Source organism: Cobetia sp. BL01, from assembly GCF_056493605.1.
The window spans coordinates 18,750-36,637 of record NZ_JBVBEE010000002.1 but is presented as its reverse complement, the minus strand read 5'-3'; the positions used below and the strand labels follow the sequence as shown (position 1 = coordinate 36,637).

Here is a 17,888-nt window from a genome sequence, read left to right as displayed (position 1 = left end):
GCGCGTCGCTCTCAAGCACTCTGTCTTTCCCTACCTCTTTCGTCAGTGTCATTTCCAGGAGTCATATCATGAAGACCTTCAACGCCCTCATCGCCGCCGCCGTTCTCTCCGTGACCACCGCAGGCGTTGCCAACGCTGATAGCGTTGCCGACCAGCAGGTTCGCGCCACCATCAGCGAATCCGTGATCCACGGTCAGGCCCAGCAGGCAGCGTCTCAGCCGCTGCACCTCAACGACGCCGGCAAGAGTGTTGCGGCCAGTCGTGTCGAGCAGGCGCTGAACAGCCAGAGCGTCAATGGTCAGCAGGCGCAGATCACTCGTGATTCCCGCCAGTACGTCAATGATGCCGGCAAGAGCGTTTCCGCCACCCGCGTCCAGCATGCCCTGAGCGAAAGCGTCTGAGGACAGGGGGGCGCATTGGTGGATGGTCTTGGCTGCCGCCACCGGGTGGGTCGTCTCTGCGCATGGTATGTGCTGGATGTCGACAAGGTGTTAGAGGATTTTCTTGAGTCTTCGTGAGGCATTCTTGCCAAAATTTACGCCGGTTGGATGCTGATATCTGCGATGTATCATTGGACAGGTTTGAGACGATTTCTGGGGCGCAAGGCGTGATAGGCGCTCGAGAATGACAAGCCAGTCAGCCCTCGCAAGGAAGGATGATTCATCTGGATCATTGCAGATATTTCCCGCGTTTTTCATGAAGATTCATCGCCAGTTCATGGTGAGGGTGTCATGGTGGGTCACGGTGATTAAACGTTGTTGATTGCCGAGCGGCATACCGGAAATGTCGAGGCCGGATGCCATGATATCGATCAAGTGGAGACCCATGATGGTGCGCGGAAAACTCAAGAAGGTGGCAGGTTCAGTGTTGTTGGGTATCGGCCTGATGTCGGGGAATGCGATGGCGGATGATGTCGTCGATAAGCCCAAGGTGCTCATCTTCGATGTCAATGAAACGCTGTTGGACCTGACCTCGATGCGCAGTTCGGTCGGTGAGGCACTGGGGGGAAGAGAAGACCTGCTACCCCTGTGGTTCTCGACCATGCTGCATTACTCCCTGGTGTCTACCGTGACCCGGGACTATCACGACTTCGGGCAGATCGGTGTCGCCTCGTTGCTGGTGGTCGCGCAGAACAACGGTGTCGAACTGACGGATGAGCAGGCGAAGGAGGCCATCATCACACCGTTGCTGACACTCCCGCCTCACCCTGATGTCAAGGAAGGTCTGGCCAGGCTCAAGGCCGAAGGCTACAAGATCGTCAGTCTGACCAACTCGTCCAACAAGGGCGTCAAGGCCCAGTTCGAGAACGCGGGACTGCTGCCGTATTTCGATGCTCGCTACAGCATTGAAGATATCCAGATCTACAAGCCGGACCTGCGTTCCTATGAGTGGGTGCTGGACAAGCTCGATGTCGAACCTGAAGAAGCCATGATGGTCGCTGCACATGGTTGGGATGTCGCGGGTGCCAAGGAAGCGGGCTTGCAGACCACCTTCATCGCCCGCCCGGGCAAGGCACTCTTCCCGCTGTCAAAGGCGCCGGATCATGTCGTGAAGGATGTGAACGAACTGGCCGACATTCTGGAGTAATTTCCTTTATTGGCGGGGGCTATCGAGATCCTGTCACCCTGAAGTCCGCGGTATCGGTGGGGCTGGCGAATCTCCTTTGACAGAAATCATATCCTGTCAATCGGGAGGCTGCCGGTCCCATCGCCTGGCAGATTCATCGTGAATAATCCGCAAGTATTCTGGCGATATTGTCGAGATTTCGTGATGGTGGTTCGCTGTCATGCGCTGTATTTCGTTGATGTTGATCGATGGTGCGTGATGATGGAATGGCGCGCTGACAGGTCGCATCGAGGTGGCGTGACAGTCCTCAGGCGATCTCGAGAAGGATGCTTCTCAGAAAGACCCAGAGTGCTTGAGAAAGCCCCCCGCAGGCACGGTTTCTCAAGCGCTTTCCTGTCCTGGGTGTCGCTGTCCCGACATTCATTGCCCGCCCGATTGGCGGGTTTTTTTATGTCTCGCGTCCAGAGGCAGTGTCATGGTGAGAGCGCGCCAGAAGAGGGGGAGCGCAGGCCGAGCAGGCGTGCTGCATCGCGCGGTCGGGGTCTGAGCGAGGGGAGCGCAGGTGGCAGAAACCAATGTCAATGGTAGGCTGGGCGGCATTCCCCTTTTCCAGACAGGAGCGCAGAGATGAACGACGCATCACCCCAGCATGGCCACCGTAGTCCGCAGATCATCGAGCCTCAGGGCCAGGCGGATGCCTGTGTCATCTGGTTGCATGGGCTGGGGGCGGACGGCAGTGATTTCGTGCCCGTGGTGCCGGCGCTGGGATTGCCGGCGGATCACGGCGTGCGTTTCGTCTTCCCGCACGCGCGTGAGCTGGCCGTGACCGTCAATGGCGGCATGCGCATGCCGGCCTGGTACGACATTCTCGAGATGAATCTTGGGCGGCGTGTCGATGAAGTGCAGCTGCGCGAGTCCGCGGCTTACGTGCATGCCTTGATCGAGGAGCAGGTCGCGCAGGGGATCGCCAGTGAGCGCATCCTGCTGGCAGGCTTTTCTCAGGGCGGTGCCGTGGTCTACGAGGCGGCGTTGAGCTGTGAGCGGCCGTTGGGTGGGTTGCTGGCGCTCTCCACCTATTTCGCCACCAGCGCGACCATCACGCCGTCAGCCGCCAATCAGGGGCTGGCCATCAGTGTCCATCACGGCACCCAGGATGACATCGTGCCGCTGGCACTGGGGGAGGCTGGCGCCGAGAGTGCTCGCGCCCTCGGGCATCCGCTTGAATGGCAGACCTGGCCGATGGCGCACGCCGTGTGTCTCGAGGAGATCGAGGCGATCGGCGAATGGTTCACGGCACGCCTGCTGGCTTGATCGGCCGCCAGTCCCACAACGCCGCTGACGGAGTGATTCGTCAGCGGCGTTTTCATGTGCCGGCAGCGCGGGTCACGTTCAGCAGCGATAGCGATAGGCGAGATGTTCATCCTTGCGCGGGCCGGTGATGCGCCAGTCGAGGTCGAAGCCGCAGGGCTTGTCATCCGCATCGCGCACGATGACGAGGGTGGCGGAATAGAGGTCATCGATGCACAGGTGTGCCTCGCGGCTGATGAAGTGGTCACCATCGCCTGCGGGAGCCTCGATCAGGTCGAACAGGAAGACCGCCGCATCGCGGCCGCGGCGCTCATGGCTCAGTGACAGGGCCGTGCCATCGGGGCTCAGTCGCCAGCGATAGCGATTGCTGAACGTGACACTGCTGGCCTGGCCCTCCAGTCGGAACTGCCCCTGTTCATTGAAGAGGATGTCCCACGAGTCTTCCGCCCCAGTCCTGCCGGCCCCATCAGGCATCTCCTTCTCAAGGCGCACTTCACCGCTGCCATGGCCGGACCAGGCGTTGCGTGAGGCAGGCCCTGAGCGTGACGAAAATTCCAGGTGGCGTATCTGCTCAAGCAGCGCGTGGAGGGTTACAATGCCTGTCAACTTTCTCTGCCTAACGGGTTTACTCGTCATGTCCTACCTGATCGGTGTCACGGCCCTGTGGGCCTTCTCGTTTTCCCTGATCGGCGTCTACCTGTCCGGTCAGGTCGATAGCTATCTGGCCGTGCTGACACGCATCGTGCTGGCCAGCCTGATCTTTGCTCCCTTTCTGCGCCCACGGGCGATCAGTGGCCGCATCCGCTGGCAGCTGATGGCCATCGGTGCGGTGCAGCTGGGGCTGATGTACATCTTCTTCTACCGCTCCTTCCTGCTGTTGCCCGTCCCGGAAGTGCTGCTGTTCACGATCTTCACGCCCATCTACATCACCCTCCTGGATGACATGATGAAACGTCGGCTGTCGCCATTCTACCTGCTCACGGCGATGGTGGCGGTCATCGGTGCGGCGATCATTCGCTACGACGGGGTCACCGAGGGCTTCTGGCTCGGCTTTGCCGTCGTTCAGGGGGCCAATCTGTGCTTTGCCATCGGCCAGGTCGCCTATCGTCATCTCTCGCCCCAGCTGCCTGAAGGTGTCGCGCACCGTCATGTGTTCGGCTGGTTCTATCTTGGCGCCCTGGCGCTGGTGGTCGTGATGTTCCTGCTGTTCGGCAATACCGACAAGCTGCCTTCGCAGCCGGTGCACTTCGTGGTGCTGGGCTGGTTGGGCATCGTGGCGTCCGGGATGGGCTACTTCCTGTGGAACAAGGGAGCGACGCGCGTCGATGCCGGTACCCTGGCGATCATGAACAATGCGCTGGTACCGGCGGGACTGCTGGTCAATCTGCTGATCTGGAATCGCGACGCGGACCTGCCGCGTCTCGCGCTGGGCGGGGCGGTCATCGTGCTGGCGCTGTTGATCAATCAGTTCTGGGCGCGCCAGCGTGAGCAGCGCGCGCGTGAGGCGCAGAGCGTTCGCTAGGCATCGGCTCCGTGCAGCGCATTGCGCAGGGTCGTGGTCAATCGTGCGAGGGTCTCATCGTCCTGCAGTTGGGCCGCATTGAGGCGCAGGCCGGGGCTGACCGCCTTGAACAGGTAGCCGGGCAGAGTGGCGATGCCAGCCTCGAGCAGCTCGCGGTGCAGGCGGGAAAGGGCCGCGCCATCCAGTCCCGGCAGGCCGCACCACTGCAGATAGCCACCACTGACACCGGGCAGCCAGACGCCATCGCCGAGAGCAGAGGCAAGCGTCTCGCGCAGCAGTTGCAGGCGCTTCGCGTAGCAGCGGCGCATGCGGTGGACATGGCGCCCGTAATCGCCGCTGGCGATCAGCTCCGCGAGGGCGGCGTGCATCCATGGCATGTCGCCCATGCCATCGGCCCAGCGTGCGCGAATCAGCCCCTGCATGCCCAGCTCGGCGTCAGGCGTCACGCTTTCGGGCCGTGGGAGCCACACCCAGCCACAGCGTGCTCGCGGGTCGAGCGTCTTGGACAGCGAGCCCACCGTGATCACGCCGGGTGCCTGTTCCGGTGATATTGTCTGTCCCAGTGGCGTTGTCTGCGCCGGTGACGGTGCCTGGCGCTGATGGAGGTCCATCAGCCAGGGCAGACGGGTGTCGAAGCTCAGTTCCGCGAAGGTGGCATTCTCGATGATCTGTACCCCGTGGCGTTGGGCCAGCTTGAGCAGGCGATCTCGATCCGTCAGGCTCAGCTGGCCACCCAGCGGGTTGTGGCAATCCGGTGAGACGATCAGCGCGTCGAGGGCGGCCTTGCCGTGTCGGTGCCCGGCCGTGGGCGGCATCTCTGGCCGCGTCTTGCCTGCACACGTCTGCCGCCTGTCCATCTGCCTTGCCTCTCCTTCCTCCAGCAGTCTGGCCAATGCCTCGATATCCAGTCCGCTTCCGGCATGTGTCGGCAGGGCAATGGCTTCGTGACCATTGGCTTCCACCGCCGCAAGCACACCGAAATAGCCGGGGGCCTCGATGCCGATGCGACAGCGTCCCCGGCTTGCGCGCCATTGTCGGAGAATCAGCGACATGCCTTGCTGAGCCCCCTGACACAGCAACAGGGTGTCACCGTGACAGTGATGGCCATGGTGGCTGAGGTGAGAGGCAATGGCCTCGCGCAGGGCGGGGGAGCCCGGGGGCAGCGCGTAAGCGCTGGGGGATTCGGCGTGATGCTTGAGCTTCTGGCGCACCAGCCGATAGAGGCGCCGCACGGCGGGCGCATCCAGCTCGGGATGCGCCGCGCCCAGCGGGGCCAGCGCCGGGTCGCTGGCATGAGCCATGGCCTGCCAGGCCGGGTCATCGATGGCCAGTGACGGAGTGGCAAGAGGGGTGCAGCGTGACGGGGCGGCGTCGTGATCGCGGCTGGCGGAAGAGGGAGGCGCCGCTGCGGCCGCGACCTGAAATCCCCGGCGCGGGACAGCCACGAGGAAGCCGGCGGATTCCAGCTCGCCATAGGCGCGGATCACGCTGTTGAGTCCCAGCCCTGACAGGGCCGCCTGGCGGCGCAATGAGGGCAGCCGTTGTCCGGGGACGAGTTGCCCCGTCGCCATCTCGGCTTTCAAGCGCGTCGCCAGTTGTTGGTAGCGCGGCGCTGATGGGAGGTCTTGAGTGCCACTCATGCGGACTGTATCCCCTGAAAAAGCCATTCTCTGTATCTTGTATCCCCTGATGCCTTCGCGGCAAGCTCATGTCACATCACGCTGGCGATGCCTGACGCGCTCGGTGTGAGCGCTCCTCGGGACAGTGAGGTCCCGTCTCTCGTGCTCTGGAGTCAATCTGATGTGGATGCCGCTGACCTTCGTCTTCCTGTTCGCCACCGGGTTCATCGCCGCACGTTTCGGCACCCTGGATGCTGAGCCTTTCACGCTGCTGCTGGTGCGTAGCCTGCTGGTACTGCCGGTGCTGGGGCTGATCCTGTGGATACGCCGCAAGCCGCGCCAATGGGGGCAGCGCCATGACAAGCTGGCTCAGATGGGCATCGGCATGCTGTTGCACGGCGCCTATCTGGGTGGCGTGTTCGCGGCGGTCAAGGCCGGGCTGCCTGCGGGGCTGACGGCCTTGCTGGTCAGCCTGCACCCTCTGGTGACGGCGGCGCTGTCACTGCCGCTGTTCGGTATCCGTCTGGGCGCCAGGCAGTGGCTGGGACTGGGGTGTGGCGCGATTGGCGTCAGTCTGGTGCTGGGGGCGGGCGTGCTTCAGGGGGCAGGCGCCGCAAGCGCTACGCTCGAGTGGCCGATGATCGGCCTGCTGTGGTGTCTGGTGGCGCTCATCGGCGTGTCCAGCTCGACGCTGTGGCAGAAGCGTGTCGGTGGTCGGATGGGGTTGGTGGAGGGGCTGGTATTCCAGTATCTGGGAGCGGGCTGTGTCTTCCTCATCGCAGCCAGCAGCGTAGGTAGCTTCGCCTTCGACCCGACGCCTCGTCTACTGCTGACCCTCGCCTGGCTGGTGATCGCCATCTCGGTGGGTGCTATCTGGTTGCTGATGCTGATGCTCGAACGTGGCGAGGCCCACCAGGTCGCACGTACCTTCTTCCTGGTGCCACCGTGTGCCGCGCTGATGGCCTGGTGGCTGTTCGATGAGCAGTGGACCGCCTTGATGGTGATGGGAGCGGCGCTGGTCGTGCTGGGACTGGTGCTGGATCGCCCCCGTCCGGGCAAGGTAGCCAGGGCGCCGGCTGACGACACGTCGCCGTCAGTGCCCGAGACGTCGGCACCGAGCAGCGGGCAGGCCGCCTCGCGTTGATTCGTCCTGAACGCACAACGCCCCGCCGGCCCGTGATGGGCTGGCGGGGCGTTGTCGTCTGTGGCCAGTCAGATGCGCGATTCAGAAGCGATAGCTGATACCGGCCATGGTCACGATCGGGTCGATCTCGACCTTGTCGTTGACGCTGCCCGCCACGGTGACATCGGAATCGATATCCAGATACCAGGCAGCGACGTTGGCCGCCCAATGCTCATTGATGACCAGGTCGACACCGATCTGTGCGGCCGCGCCCCAGCTGTCATCCATCTCGAGCTTGGTGCCGTCATCGAGGGTTTCATCGGAGAAGTGGGTGTAATTGACGCCTGCACCGATGTACGGCTGGATGCGGGAGTCGCGTCCACCGAGGGGGTAGTACTGCAGTGTCAGGGTCGGTGGCAGATGATCGACGGAGCCGGCCTTCTGGCCATTCAGCGAGATGTCATGCTCGAAATTCTGCGCGGCCAGCAGCTCGATCCCCAGGGTATCGGTGAAGCGATACCCCAGAGTGAAGGCGAAGGCGCTGTCATCATCGACGTCCACGTCGGCACCGATGGCATCGATGCGACCGTTGTCGCTCTTAGGCGAGACCTTGGCGACACCCGCACGCGTCCAGAACTGGCCGGCACCATAATCGAGGTTCTCGAGGCCTGAGTCAGTCGACGAGAACGGCGCAGCGACAGCCGACGTGGCAGTCAGCGTGAGTGCGGCCGTGATCGCCGCCATGCGCAGCGGGCGTGAAGAGGACCGGCAGAAGGAGAAGGGCAAGAAGGACTGTGCGGCTGACATGTTCGCTCCCGAAGTGACAGGGGGTGAGAAAGGAGATGTCAGTCTAGGAGCTCATGTCGACGAAAAATTGATCCATGACAAGGGTTTGCCGTCATGTCCGACAAGGGTCCGTCACACTTGATTCAAATCAAGTTCCGTCTGTCTCGCCGACTGTCCGCGCATGCAAGAACGCCGCAGGCCCTGAGGCCTGCGGCGTTCTTGTGCGTCGTCAATGAGGCAAGGGGATCACCCCTGATGCGTCATGGCTCGGCGCGGCTCGTCAGTGCGTGTTTCAGCACTTAGAAGCGGTAGGTGACACCGGCACCGACGGTGACCGGGTCCAGCTCGGTGTCGTTCACGTCCTGGCCGTTGATCTTGGTGTCGGCCTTGACGTCAGCGTAACGAGCGAAGCCATTGACGGCCCAGGATTCGTTGATGTTGAGGTCAACACCCAGCTCGGCAGCAGCGCCGTAGCTGTCGTCGATGTCCATGCTCTGGCCACCGGCAGACTCACCGGAGAAGTGGGTGTAGTTCAGGCCGACGCCAGCGTAAGGCTGAACGCGAGCTTCGGTACCGCCCAGCGGGTAGTACTGCAGCATCAGGTTGATCGGCATCTGATCGAAGCCACCGTCGCTGTTTTTCCAGTCGGTGCTGAATGCTTCAGTGGACTGCAGAGCAACTGCCAGGTTGTCGTGGAACATGTAGCCCACGGAGCCGGCGAAACCGGATTCATCCTTGGCGATCAGGCCATTGCCGTTGTTGCTCTTGCCGTCGACCTTGGCAACGCCGCCGCGCAGGAAGATATCGCCCTTGCCGTAGGCCAGTGCAGATTGTGCACCCATTGCCATGGTGCCGGCGATGACGGTAGCAGTCAGGATCTTGATGGTTTTCATGTGATGTTCTCCTTGAAGCTTGTGGCCTCGGGGGCTTCCTGTCGGCGGTGCCTGGCGAACTCGGGGGATGTACCGAGTGTGGCAAGGCTGCCTTGTTCAGGTGACGAGATGAACTATAAAAAACACTGTTCTTTTTGGCAAGCATTTTTTTAGAACAATGTTTGAAAACATATTTGACGTCTTGTTAGCGGATGTTACCGATTATTTCAGAAAAGGTGCATGTCTCGAGGATGAGACTGGAGGTGGCGCAGGACAGCGACAGGGCCGTTCATTTTCACGACAGATTCATGAGACGTTGGTCGTAGGCGGCTCGTGAGGTGAGCGCATGCTACGCAATGCGTGATGCGCCCACCAGTGTGGGAATTCAGCGACGCTTGCGCTGGGCACGTGCTTCAAGCTCGTTGAGCCATCGACTGACCTCGTCACTCTGCGCGGGACAGTCAAGGTAGACGGCCAGAAACTCTCGCCACTCCGCTGCCTGCCAGGCCTTGAGGCGGCGCCACAACACGTAGAGGTCGCGCTGGCACTCGTGACGGCGCAGCACGAAGCGTCGGGTCTTCTCCAGATCGATGATGACGGCATCCATCTGTTCCTGCATGGCGCTGGTACCGTCGGCGGCGGGCTGTGGGCGGCTGAGGAACAGATGCTTGGGGAACAGGCAGCCGTGCATCATGCCGGCCTGATGAATCTGTCGCACGAGACGTGCGCTGGCAGTGATGACTTGCGTGCGTCGGGTATCGTCCAGCGCCGGCCAGCGTGCATGCCAGTGGTCCAGATCATCGCGGCCGTCGAGATCGAAGGTGATCAGGATGGCGCGCCACTCCTTGCCGGTGCGGCGCTCGCCATACCAGCCGGCATCCACCGAAGGAATGCCCAGCGCGTGATAGTGGCGGATGGCACGCCACTCGCGCGAGAAGGTCGGCTCGCCCAGTGGGCGTGACAGGCTGCGGCCCAGATGGTTGGTCTGGCGCTTGAGGTAGAGGCGATGTGTCTGGCCCTGCTCGTCCTCGAGAGTGAGCAGCGAGACCGTCGAGATGCCTCCGCGCTCACGGTTAGGGGCATCAACGTCCTGGGCGGCCACGTGCCACAGGGCCTCGAACCGGTTCAGGCCGTGGTAATCCAGCAGATTCCCCAGGGCGGGGTCACAGTAGTCGGCATGGCCACGGGGCGCCGTGGCACGTGGGCCCCGAGAGGCGCTGGACAGGGAGTGGCGGGAAAAGGAGGTCATGGCAAGTTCACGAGCTAAAGAGGGGAGGTGAGTCACGGGCAATCCCTGCCGCAGGACCCAGCGATGGATCGCCCTATGATAGTTAGCCTGCTGGTGAAGTGATAGTCGCTGATCGGCAACTCCTGTGTCTGCGCATTCAGCACGCGTCGCAGGATTGTCCGAGCCGTGCATGACCTCTGTCGTGCAGGCCCGTGCGCTGTGGCGTGTGGTGGAAGGTCGCAGGTGTCGTGCAGGTGCGCAGGAAGAGCGTTGAGAGGCCGCTGGCGGCCCACTGCGCGCCAGCCCAGCAATGATGCGGGCCATGGACGTTTCCGCTGTCAGCTCATGGGCTTGCGATCCCCGCAGGCGGCGCTTGCCGGAGTGCGGCTGCGACAACCTGTCATCTGGAGCCTGTCGCGAGAGGGCAGAGAATGTCCGACCAAGGTCTTGGTACCACGGTGCCATTGCCTGTGCGCTTTCCGGCGGGAGTCGGGGGGGAGACTGCCCCCGACGTCGGTGGCAAGCGCATGCAGAGACGGCAGTCTGGCCGTTCGTCTTATCGCAAAGGGGTTAGACATGATCTCCGATACCGTAGTGGAGCTGTCGCGGTTCCAGTTTGGCATGACCGCGCTCTATCACTTCCTGTTCGTCCCGTTGACCATCGGCATGGCCTTCCTGCTGGCCATCATGGAATCCCTGTATGTGATGACCGGCAAGCAGGTCTACCAAGACATGACCAAGTTCTGGGGCAAGCTGTTCGGCATCAACTTCGCGCTCGGTGTCGCCACCGGCCTGACGATGGAGTTCCAGTTCGGCACCAACTGGGCCTATTACTCGCATTACGTCGGGGATATCTTCGGTGCGCCGCTGGCCATCGAGGGCCTGGTGGCCTTCTTCCTCGAATCCACCTTCGTCGGGCTGTTCTTCTTCGGCTGGGACCGCCTGAGCAAGCGTCAGCACCTGATGGTGACCTGGCTTGTCGCCTTCGGCTCCAACTTCTCGGCGCTGTGGATCCTGATCGCCAATGGCTGGATGCAGAATCCGGTCGGGGCGGCCTTCAATTTCGAGACCATGCGCATGGAGCTGACCAGCTTCGCGGATGTCATCTTCAATCCGGTCGCCCAGGCCAAGTTCGTGCATACCGTGTCGGCAGGTTACGTGACCGGCGCCATGTTCGTGCTCGGCATCAGCGCCTTCTACCTGCTCAAGGGGCGGGATCTGGGCTTCGCCAAGCGCAGCTTCGCCATCGCCGCGGCCTTCGGACTGTTCTCAGTGGCCTCGGTCATCGTGCTGGGCGATGAGTCCGGTTATGAGGTGGGCGACGTGCAGAAGGCCAAGATGGCCGCCATCGAGGCGATGTGGGAGACCGAGCCGGCGCCGGCGTCCTTCACGCTGATCGGTCTGCCCAACGAGGAGACCCAGCACACCGATTACGGCATCCACATTCCCTATGTGATGGGGCTGATCGGTACGCGCTCGCTGGATACCGAGATTCCGGGCATCAAGGAGCTGACCGAGGAGCACCGCGGACGCATCGTCAATGGCATGCAGGCCTATGATCTGCTCCAGCAGCTGCGTGAGGGTCAGGACGATATCGCGACCCGCAAGGCCTTCGATGCCGTCAAGCAGGATCTCGGTTACGGCATGCTGCTCAAGCGCTATGTCGAGACGCCCTCCGATGCCACGCCGGAGATGATCGACAAGGCCGCGGCCGACTCGATCCCCCCGGTGGCGCCGATGTTCTTCTCGTTCCGCATCATGGTCGCCTGTGGCATGGCGATGCTCGCGATCTTCATCGTCGCGGTATGGATGAGTGCCAAGCATCGCTTCGATGTGCGTCCGTTCCTGTGGATCTGCCTGCTGTCGATCCCGCTGCCGTTCATCGCGGTGGAGACCGGCTGGTTCGTGGCCGAATTCGGGCGTCAGCCCTGGGCGGTGGGGGAGATCCTGCCGACCTTCATGGCGGCCTCGAGCCTGGATGAGTCGGATCTGTGGTGGTCCATCGGTGGCTTCCTGGCCTTCTACAGCCTGTTCTTCGTGATCGAGATGTGGCTGATGTTCCACTTCGCGCGCAAGGGACCCTCTTCCCTGCATACCGGCCGCTATCACTTCGAGCGCGGCGCCCTGCGAGACGACGAGGGCATGTCGCTCAATCCTTCGCTGTCATTCAAGGAGTAATGGATCATGTGGGATTACGAGATCCTCAAGCTGTTCTGGTGGGTGGCGGTGGGTCTGCTGCTGATCGGCTTCGTCATCACCGATGGCATGGACATGGGCGCGGCGATGCTGATGCCGCTGGTCAGTCGCAGTGACAGCGAACGGCGCGTGGTGATCAACACGCTGGCGCCGCACTGGGATGGCAATCAGGTATGGCTGGTCACCGCCATCGGTGCCGTCTTCGCGGTGTGGCCGGTGGTCTATGGCGCGGCGTTCTCCAGCTTCTATTTCGCGATGCTGACCATCCTGTTCTCGCTGTTCTTCCGTCCGCTGGGCTTTGACTATCGCTCCAAGCTCGAGAGCCCCCAATGGCGGGGCTGGTGGGACCGTGGCATCGTCGCCGGCAGCCTGATTCCCACTGCCTTCTTCGGCCTCATCTTCGGCAATCTGCTGCAGGGCGTGCCGCTGGAAGTCGATCAGTACATGCGTGCCAGCTACGACGGCAGCTATCTCGGGCTGTTCAATCCCTTCGCGTTGCTGTGTGCGGCGCTGTCCGTCGTGATGGTGATGCTGCATGGCGGTACCTGGCTGGTGGCGCGTGCCGATGACGCCGTGGCGGCGCGCAGTGCGCGTCTGGTGCAGCCGCTGGGACTGCTTTCGCTCGGGCTGTTTGGCTTGGGCGGACTGTGGGTGTGGTTGTCCGGCATGGGCTACAGCATCGACCAGATGGGCGATACCGGCACGGCGCTAAAGCTGCTGGACAAGCAGGTCGGTCCCGGCAGCTGGATGGATGTCTACGCGCGTGAGCCGCTGACGTTGCTCGCGCCCTTGGGCGCCGTGGCGGGTATCGTCACCGCGATGTGGCTCTCGGCCAGACGTCAGGGCGGGGCAGCCTTCACGGCCAGTTCCGTCGGGGTCGGCGGTGTGGTCGCCACCGCAGGCATCAGCATGTTCCCGTTCATCGTGCCGTCCTCGCGCATGGGCGAGGCCAGCCTGACGCTGTGGGATTCGGTCTCCAGCGAGCTGACACTGTCCATCGTCACCGTGGCGGGGCTGGTGATGGTGCCGACCATCATCCTCTACACCACCTGGTGCTACGTGAAGATGTGGCGGCGCGTCACGGTGAGTCACGTCGAGCAGGACGGACACAGTCTGTACTGAGGCAGGCAGCCGACGCTGCAACCGCTTTTCCCGTACGCTTCATAACTGCATCATTGGGCGAGGGTGCCGCCCTCGCCGGGAGACGACTTCATGTGGTATTTCGCCTGGATTCTCGGTGTACTGCTGGCCTGCTTCGCGGGCATCATCAATGCATTGTGGCTTGAGCAGACTCACACCTTTGACGATGATTGAGGCAGGCGGCCTCAACGATGCTTCTGCGCCGCCGACCGTTCTGATCAAGGAGAGCTCGATGTCACGACCCTGGTACGCCTCACGACCACCGGCCTGGTGCCGAACTCGCCCTGCCCATCTGGCCTCGCTGCTGCTGTCTGCCATGGTGGCCATCTGGATGCTGCTGGGGCCGGATGCCATCGCCTCGATGGCCACCGGGCCGCGCTATCTGATGCTGCTGATCGCGCTGTGGGGGCTGGGGGCCGGCTTCACGCATGGGGTCGGTCTGGTGCCGCGTCATGCCACGCGCGCCTGGCTGCTGGGCGCACCGCTGAGCTGGTGTCTGCTGCTGATCACCCTGATCGTCCTGAGCATGAGCTAGCCACTGCGATGCCTTGAAAGTCCCGAGAGGGGTCACTCCATGAGTGGCCCCTCTTGCGTTGGGGGGATGCTGGCGCGAGAAGTGTCACCGAGGAGGCAAGCGAGCCCTTCTTGAGCGGCAGTGACATGCGATATCGCTTTACATCCCGCCAGTCCGCGCCCTATAACGCCAGTGCAACCGCGTGAGAGGGGGCCTGGAGGTCACCGCGATTCGCTCATGCCCTTGGCCCATGCCCTGGGCTTGTGCATCCGGGCGTGGTGGGCCAGGCGTCATTGCAATCCCTCCTGCGAGCCCCACCTAACACAAGAGACCCCCTGTGCGCCCGAGCGTGCTGTCGTGGGGGTATGGCTGGGCGACCGATATCAACAACAATGGTTCACGAGCGATATCCAGACCGCTCTTCGAGGAGGAAGGCATGCGATCATCCGTTGACTCTGCCCGCGGTTCGACCCGCGGACCCGAGGGAAGCAGGCCGTCCACGGCGTCTGCTGGTTATATCCCGCGCGACATGACACGGCGCCAATCAGGCGACTGGGTGCTGTCGCTGGTGGTGCCGGTGATGAATGAAGAGGAGACGATCGCGCCGTTTCTTGCCGCCATCGATGCCACCTTGGCAGCGCAGGTACCGCACCTGGAAATCCTGTTCGTCGACGATGGCTCCAGCGATGCCACCCTGGCGCGCCTGGACGCTGCCGCGGCCGATGATTCACGTATTCGTTATCTGAGCCTGACACGCAACTTCGGCAAGGAAGCGGCCATGAGCGCCGGCATCGAGCAGGCGCGAGGCGATGCCATCGTGCCGATGGATGTCGATCTCCAGGACCCGCCCGAGGTGATACTCGAATTCATCACCCAGTGGCAGGCCGGCTACGACATGGTCTATGGCGTCCGCGCCGCGCGTGATGAAGACACCGCCACCAAGCGCAAGACGGCAGGATGGTTCTATCGCATCTTCAATCGCCTGACCTTTACCGAGATTCCACGGGACGCCGGGGATTTCCGACTGCTGGATCGTCGGGTCGTCGAGGCGTTGCGCCGCATGCCGGAGCGCAACCGTTTCATGAAGGGACTGTTCTCCTGGCCCGGTTATCGCTCGGTTGGCGTCACCTATCAGCGCCCGGCAAGGACCGCCGGCACGACCAAGTTCAACTACTGGAAGCTGTGGAACTTCGCCCTGGACGGCGTGGTGAGCTTCTCGACCTGGCCGCTGCGGGTCTGGACCTACCTCGGCGCGTGCATCGCGGGGCTGTCCTTCCTCTACATTCTCGTCATCATCAGCAAGACGGTGCTGTTCGGCATTGATGCCCCGGGGTATGCGTCCCTGATGATCGCGGTGCTGTTCTTCGGCGGCATGCAGCTGATTTCCATCGGCGTGCTGGGCGAATATCTCGGGCGCCTGTTCATGGAGACCAAGCAGCGGCCGCTGTATCTGATCGATCACGACAGCCTGCAGGATGGCCCCGGTGGCGCTACCTCGCCGGACAGCGGGCTGGACAGCGGCCTCAGCACGGCGCGGGTCTTGCGCGGACAGCGTGACCGTGAGGCCAGTCGCCGCCGTGAATCCTGTCAGAGTGCCGAGCCTGACATGACGCGAGGAGATTCGCGTGAGGGATGATGCCACGTCACGCCAGACGTCCAGCACCGCAGAGCGGGCACGACAGGAAGCCGGCACCGCCACCCGTTTCGGTCTGGTGGGGCTGGCCGCCACGGGGGTGCACCTCGCGGTCGCCGCGTTGATGCTGTTTCTCTGGCCACCGCTCAATGAATTCATCGCCAATATCGTGGCCTTCTGTGTGGCCTTCCAGGTCTCGCTGGTGGGGCATCGACGTCTGACCTTCAAGCGACAGGGCAGCGCCTGGCGGTTCGCGCTGGTGGCGGCCAGCGGCTTCGCGCTCAACAACGGGCTGCTGGCCGTGCTGATCCAGGGGCTCGGCATGAGCGGCTTCGTGGCCATCGCGATCGCGACGCTCTCGGTACCCGTCGTGACCTATCTGGCATCACGACTCTGGGCCTTCAAGGAATGAGCCTCATGAACGACAGCACTGCCGTGAAGGCCGAGCGGATGGGCAAGGGACGGCTGGCGGCCCTGGGGGCCGCGCTGGTCGCCGAGACGCCATCGCCGAGCGAGGCGCTGGTGCGCGCACGCACCGCCAGCATTCCCTGGGCACATATCCTGCTGGCACTGGTGATCACGCGGCTTGCGTGGCTGGCCATCGCCGCCCATGGCGATCAAAGCTACCTGCATGCCATGGCCCAGTTCGATGGCAGCTGGTTCAAGGGCATCATGACCCGTGGCTACGATGTCGAAGCCCGGGGCATGAGCGACGGTGATGCCGCCAACTGGGCCTTCTTTCCGCTCTATCCTGCCCTGTTGTGGCTGGTGACGCTGGGCGGCCAGCTCGACCCGGAGCTGATGGGCGTACTGCTGAGCAATGTGCTGCTGGCGGCGGCCCTGGGGTTGGGGTGTCGCTATCTTGCCATCACGCGCCCTGATGCCTCGCCGCTGCTGTTCGTGTGGTTGGTCGCCAGCATGCCGTACAGCTTCTATTTCAGTGCGCTGTACTCGGAATCGCTGTTCTGGCTGTTGTGTCTCGCATCCCTGATCGACTGGCGCTGTCAGCGCACCGGACGGGTGATGCTGTGGACATTGCTGCTGTCGATGACACGAGCCACCGGGGTGTTCTGGGTCATCGCCATGGGCATCGAGCTGCTGGCGCGCCTGCGTCTGGCGGCCTTCGCCGAGTTGTGGCGCCGCCCCGACTGGCTGTTGATCGGCGTGATGGGGCCGCTGGGGCTGTTTCTGTTCATGGCGGTGCTCTACCACCAGACGGGCGATGCGCTGGCCTTCAGTCACGTGCAGATCTCCTGGGGCCGCGAGATGGGCAATCCCATCGTCAATCTGGTGCAGGGGCTGGGGTACTGGTTCACGGCGCCGGAAACGCTCCGGCCCGCCTGGCAGGCCAGCATGGCGCTGATCGGCATCGCGTTGATCGGCTGGCTGGGCCTGCAGCGGCGCTGGCTGGAAATGGGCCTGGCGGCGTTCACCCTGTTCATTCCGCTGGCCACGGGGCTGGATGCCATCCCGCGTTACCTGATCGGCATGCCGGTGTTCGTGCTGGCGCTGCTGGATCTGCTCACGCGCCTCCCGAGCCGACTTGCCTGGGGGCTGGTCGCCCTGGGCGCGCTTTTCAACCTCTGGCTGGTGGAGAACTGGTATGACGCCGCATTCTGGCTCGTCTGATGTGAGTGCGGACCTCTCCGCCACTTCGGGAGGGCGTGCCGACGCGCGTTACGGCGTGCCGACCCGCTTGAGCCGGCGGCGTCTCTGGCTATTGCTGGCAACGGCCACCGTGCTGGCCTTCGAACTCTGCATGCTGTGGCTGGCACGTACCCCTCAGGTGGATGACCACTACCGACGCTACTTCATCGAACACGCCACCACCTGCTATCGCCCGATGGGCGAGGTACCGGTTCTCGTCTTGGGCGAGCGCTATCCCGTGCGCAAGGGGGAGCCGCTTGGCAACTGCGGCGTGCTGTGGGAAGGGTTCTATTCGCCCAAGGAGGATCGGCCGGTCAGTGCACGCCAGGCGCAGGTGGGTCTGCGTCTGAAGGTCACGCCGGGCCTCAGGCAGCCGGTCGTGGTGGCACTCGCGCTGTCACGCTATCCCGATGACGCCGAACCCCGCCCGGTGGAGGTGTGGGGGGAAGGCGAGCTGTTGGCCCGCTGGCCGGTGGGCGGTCGTCAGGCCAGCCACGAGGTGGAGGTGCCGGAGCGGTTGATCCAGCCGGACGGCAGCCTGCATCTGACGCTCAAGGGGCCGCCGCCCATTGCCCCGCGGGATGTCGGGATCGATGGCAACAAGTTTCCCGTCGGCCTGCGCCTGGATAGCGTGATGTTGCGCTCGACCCTGGGGCTGACGCCGCCCGACAGTGCTCCATGACCCTGACCGGCGGCGCGCGATGGCACTGACGCGGCGACGATAGTCAGGTAAA

The 17,888-nt window shown here is 63.2% G+C and carries 18 protein-coding genes; 13 read left to right on the top strand and 5 right to left on the bottom strand.

All coding sequences use genetic code 11. The features are described from left to right. The first annotated feature begins 68 nt into the window (after positions 1-68). The 3 genes from ACZYGA_RS03855 to ACZYGA_RS03845 all read left to right on the top strand — a co-directional run bounded on the left by ACZYGA_RS03855 (position 69) and on the right by ACZYGA_RS03845 (position 2,877). A complete protein-coding gene (locus ACZYGA_RS03855) occupies positions 69-401 on the top strand; it encodes a hypothetical protein (protein WP_077372564.1) in 333 nt (110 codons plus the stop codon). A gap of 427 nt (positions 402-828) precedes the next feature. After that, a complete protein-coding gene (locus ACZYGA_RS03850; RefSeq protein ID WP_479398382.1) occupies positions 829-1,587 on the top strand; it encodes a haloacid dehalogenase type II in 759 nt (252 codons plus the stop codon). Positions 1,588-2,193: 606 nt separating this feature from the next. Continuing rightward, positions 2,194-2,877, top strand: coding sequence for an alpha/beta hydrolase (locus tag ACZYGA_RS03845; protein ID WP_077372570.1), 684 nt, complete (start codon positions 2,194-2,196; stop codon positions 2,875-2,877). Between the two features lie 78 nt (positions 2,878-2,955). Here the strand turns inward: ACZYGA_RS03845 and ACZYGA_RS03840 are convergent, their stop codons facing one another. Next, positions 2,956-3,480 carry a DUF6314 family protein gene (locus ACZYGA_RS03840; RefSeq protein ID WP_404624652.1) on the bottom strand — a complete coding sequence of 175 codons (525 nt, stop codon included), beginning with the start codon at positions 3,478-3,480 and terminating at the stop codon, positions 2,956-2,958. Positions 3,481-3,508: 28 nt separating this feature from the next. Between ACZYGA_RS03840 and ACZYGA_RS03835 the strand changes: the two genes are divergently transcribed. Next, positions 3,509-4,396 carry a carboxylate/amino acid/amine transporter gene (locus ACZYGA_RS03835; protein WP_084209035.1) on the top strand — a complete coding sequence of 296 codons (888 nt, stop codon included), beginning with the start codon at positions 3,509-3,511 and terminating at the stop codon, positions 4,394-4,396. Here ACZYGA_RS03835 and ACZYGA_RS03830 read toward each other — a convergent pair. Further along, positions 4,393-6,036: an aminotransferase-like domain-containing protein gene (locus ACZYGA_RS03830; RefSeq protein ID WP_479398381.1), complete on the bottom strand. Its 1,644-nt coding sequence runs from the start codon at positions 6,034-6,036 to the stop codon at positions 4,393-4,395. The genes ACZYGA_RS03835 and ACZYGA_RS03830 overlap by 4 nt on opposite strands. A gap of 160 nt (positions 6,037-6,196) precedes the next feature. Between ACZYGA_RS03830 and ACZYGA_RS03825 the strand changes: the two genes are divergently transcribed. After that, on the top strand, positions 6,197-7,159 hold the full coding sequence (locus ACZYGA_RS03825) for a DMT family transporter (RefSeq protein ID WP_479398379.1): 963 nt from the start codon (positions 6,197-6,199) through the stop codon (positions 7,157-7,159). An 81-nt stretch (positions 7,160-7,240) separates the two neighbouring features. Here ACZYGA_RS03825 and ACZYGA_RS03820 read toward each other — a convergent pair whose 3' ends face one another. From ACZYGA_RS03820 to ACZYGA_RS03810, 3 genes are all read right to left on the bottom strand, one after another. Beyond that, on the bottom strand, positions 7,241-7,945 hold the full coding sequence (locus ACZYGA_RS03820; RefSeq protein WP_240499562.1) for an OmpW/AlkL family protein: 705 nt from the start codon (positions 7,943-7,945) through the stop codon (positions 7,241-7,243). Between the two features lie 278 nt (positions 7,946-8,223). Then, the gene (locus ACZYGA_RS03815) at positions 8,224-8,817 is read right to left on the bottom strand and encodes an OmpW/AlkL family protein (RefSeq protein WP_065392614.1); all 594 of its coding nucleotides are present in this window, start codon (positions 8,815-8,817) and stop codon (positions 8,224-8,226) included. Positions 8,818-9,181: 364 nt separating this feature from the next. Continuing rightward, positions 9,182-10,045 carry a lipopolysaccharide kinase InaA family protein gene (locus tag ACZYGA_RS03810; RefSeq protein ID WP_169477162.1) on the bottom strand — a complete coding sequence of 288 codons (864 nt, stop codon included), beginning with the start codon at positions 10,043-10,045 and terminating at the stop codon, positions 9,182-9,184. Positions 10,046-10,600: 555 nt separating this feature from the next. Between ACZYGA_RS03810 and ACZYGA_RS03805 the strand changes: the two genes are divergently transcribed. The 8 genes from ACZYGA_RS03805 to ACZYGA_RS03770 all read left to right on the top strand — a co-directional run bounded on the left by ACZYGA_RS03805 (position 10,601) and on the right by ACZYGA_RS03770 (position 17,836). Continuing rightward, positions 10,601-12,202: a cytochrome ubiquinol oxidase subunit I gene (locus ACZYGA_RS03805; protein ID WP_084209032.1), complete on the top strand. Its 1,602-nt coding sequence runs from the start codon at positions 10,601-10,603 to the stop codon at positions 12,200-12,202. Between the two features lie 6 nt (positions 12,203-12,208). Beyond that, on the top strand, positions 12,209-13,342 hold the full coding sequence (gene cydB, locus ACZYGA_RS03800; RefSeq protein WP_077372590.1) for a cytochrome d ubiquinol oxidase subunit II: 1,134 nt from the start codon (positions 12,209-12,211) through the stop codon (positions 13,340-13,342). 90 nt (positions 13,343-13,432) lie between these two features. Next, the gene (gene cydX, locus ACZYGA_RS03795) at positions 13,433-13,534 is read left to right on the top strand and encodes a cytochrome bd-I oxidase subunit CydX (protein WP_024951692.1); all 102 of its coding nucleotides are present in this window, start codon (positions 13,433-13,435) and stop codon (positions 13,532-13,534) included. Between the two features lie 58 nt (positions 13,535-13,592). Next, positions 13,593-13,895, top strand: coding sequence for a cyd operon YbgE family protein (locus ACZYGA_RS03790; RefSeq protein ID WP_479398377.1), 303 nt, complete (start codon positions 13,593-13,595; stop codon positions 13,893-13,895). 415 nt (positions 13,896-14,310) lie between these two features. Further along, positions 14,311-15,510 (top strand): glycosyltransferase family 2 protein, encoded by a 1,200-nt coding sequence (locus ACZYGA_RS03785; RefSeq protein WP_479398375.1) that lies wholly within the window; start codon positions 14,311-14,313, stop codon positions 15,508-15,510. Continuing rightward, on the top strand, positions 15,500-15,919 hold the full coding sequence (locus tag ACZYGA_RS03780; protein WP_084209029.1) for a GtrA family protein: 420 nt from the start codon (positions 15,500-15,502) through the stop codon (positions 15,917-15,919). The genes ACZYGA_RS03785 and ACZYGA_RS03780 overlap by 11 nt, the downstream gene beginning before the upstream one ends. Positions 15,920-15,924: 5 nt before the next feature. Continuing rightward, positions 15,925-17,136: a hypothetical protein gene (locus ACZYGA_RS03775; RefSeq protein ID WP_279875978.1), complete on the top strand. Its 1,212-nt coding sequence runs from the start codon at positions 15,925-15,927 to the stop codon at positions 17,134-17,136. Then, a complete protein-coding gene (locus ACZYGA_RS03770) occupies positions 17,111-17,836 on the top strand; it encodes a hypothetical protein (protein WP_479398371.1) in 726 nt (241 codons plus the stop codon). Before ACZYGA_RS03775 ends, ACZYGA_RS03770 begins: the two co-directional genes overlap by 26 nt. The last annotated feature ends 52 nt before the right edge of the window (positions 17,837-17,888 follow it).

Coding starts and splice junctions, on each gene's coding strand:
- ACZYGA_RS03855 (WP_077372564.1), top strand. CDS start 69: ATGAAGACCTTCAACGCCCTCATCGCCGCCGCCGTTCTCTCCGTGACC.
- ACZYGA_RS03850 (WP_479398382.1), top strand. CDS start 829: ATGGTGCGCGGAAAACTCAAGAAGGTGGCAGGTTCAGTGTTGTTGGGT.
- ACZYGA_RS03845 (WP_077372570.1), top strand. CDS start 2,194: ATGAACGACGCATCACCCCAGCATGGCCACCGTAGTCCGCAGATCATC.
- ACZYGA_RS03835 (WP_084209035.1), top strand. CDS start 3,509: ATGTCCTACCTGATCGGTGTCACGGCCCTGTGGGCCTTCTCGTTTTCC.
- ACZYGA_RS03830 (WP_479398381.1), bottom strand. CDS start 6,036: ATGAGTGGCACTCAAGACCTCCCATCAGCGCCGCGCTACCAACAACTG.
- ACZYGA_RS03825 (WP_479398379.1), top strand. CDS start 6,197: ATGTGGATGCCGCTGACCTTCGTCTTCCTGTTCGCCACCGGGTTCATC.
- ACZYGA_RS03820 (WP_240499562.1), bottom strand. CDS start 7,945: ATGTCAGCCGCACAGTCCTTCTTGCCCTTCTCCTTCTGCCGGTCCTCT.
- ACZYGA_RS03815 (WP_065392614.1), bottom strand. CDS start 8,817: ATGAAAACCATCAAGATCCTGACTGCTACCGTCATCGCCGGCACCATG.
- ACZYGA_RS03810 (WP_169477162.1), bottom strand. CDS start 10,045: ATGACCTCCTTTTCCCGCCACTCCCTGTCCAGCGCCTCTCGGGGCCCA.
- ACZYGA_RS03805 (WP_084209032.1), top strand. CDS start 10,601: ATGATCTCCGATACCGTAGTGGAGCTGTCGCGGTTCCAGTTTGGCATG.
- cydB (WP_077372590.1), top strand. CDS start 12,209: ATGTGGGATTACGAGATCCTCAAGCTGTTCTGGTGGGTGGCGGTGGGT.
- cydX (WP_024951692.1), top strand. CDS start 13,433: ATGTGGTATTTCGCCTGGATTCTCGGTGTACTGCTGGCCTGCTTCGCG.
- ACZYGA_RS03790 (WP_479398377.1), top strand. CDS start 13,593: ATGTCACGACCCTGGTACGCCTCACGACCACCGGCCTGGTGCCGAACT.
- ACZYGA_RS03785 (WP_479398375.1), top strand. CDS start 14,311: ATGCGATCATCCGTTGACTCTGCCCGCGGTTCGACCCGCGGACCCGAG.
- ACZYGA_RS03775 (WP_279875978.1), top strand. CDS start 15,925: ATGAACGACAGCACTGCCGTGAAGGCCGAGCGGATGGGCAAGGGACGG.
- ACZYGA_RS03770 (WP_479398371.1), top strand. CDS start 17,111: ATGACGCCGCATTCTGGCTCGTCTGATGTGAGTGCGGACCTCTCCGCC.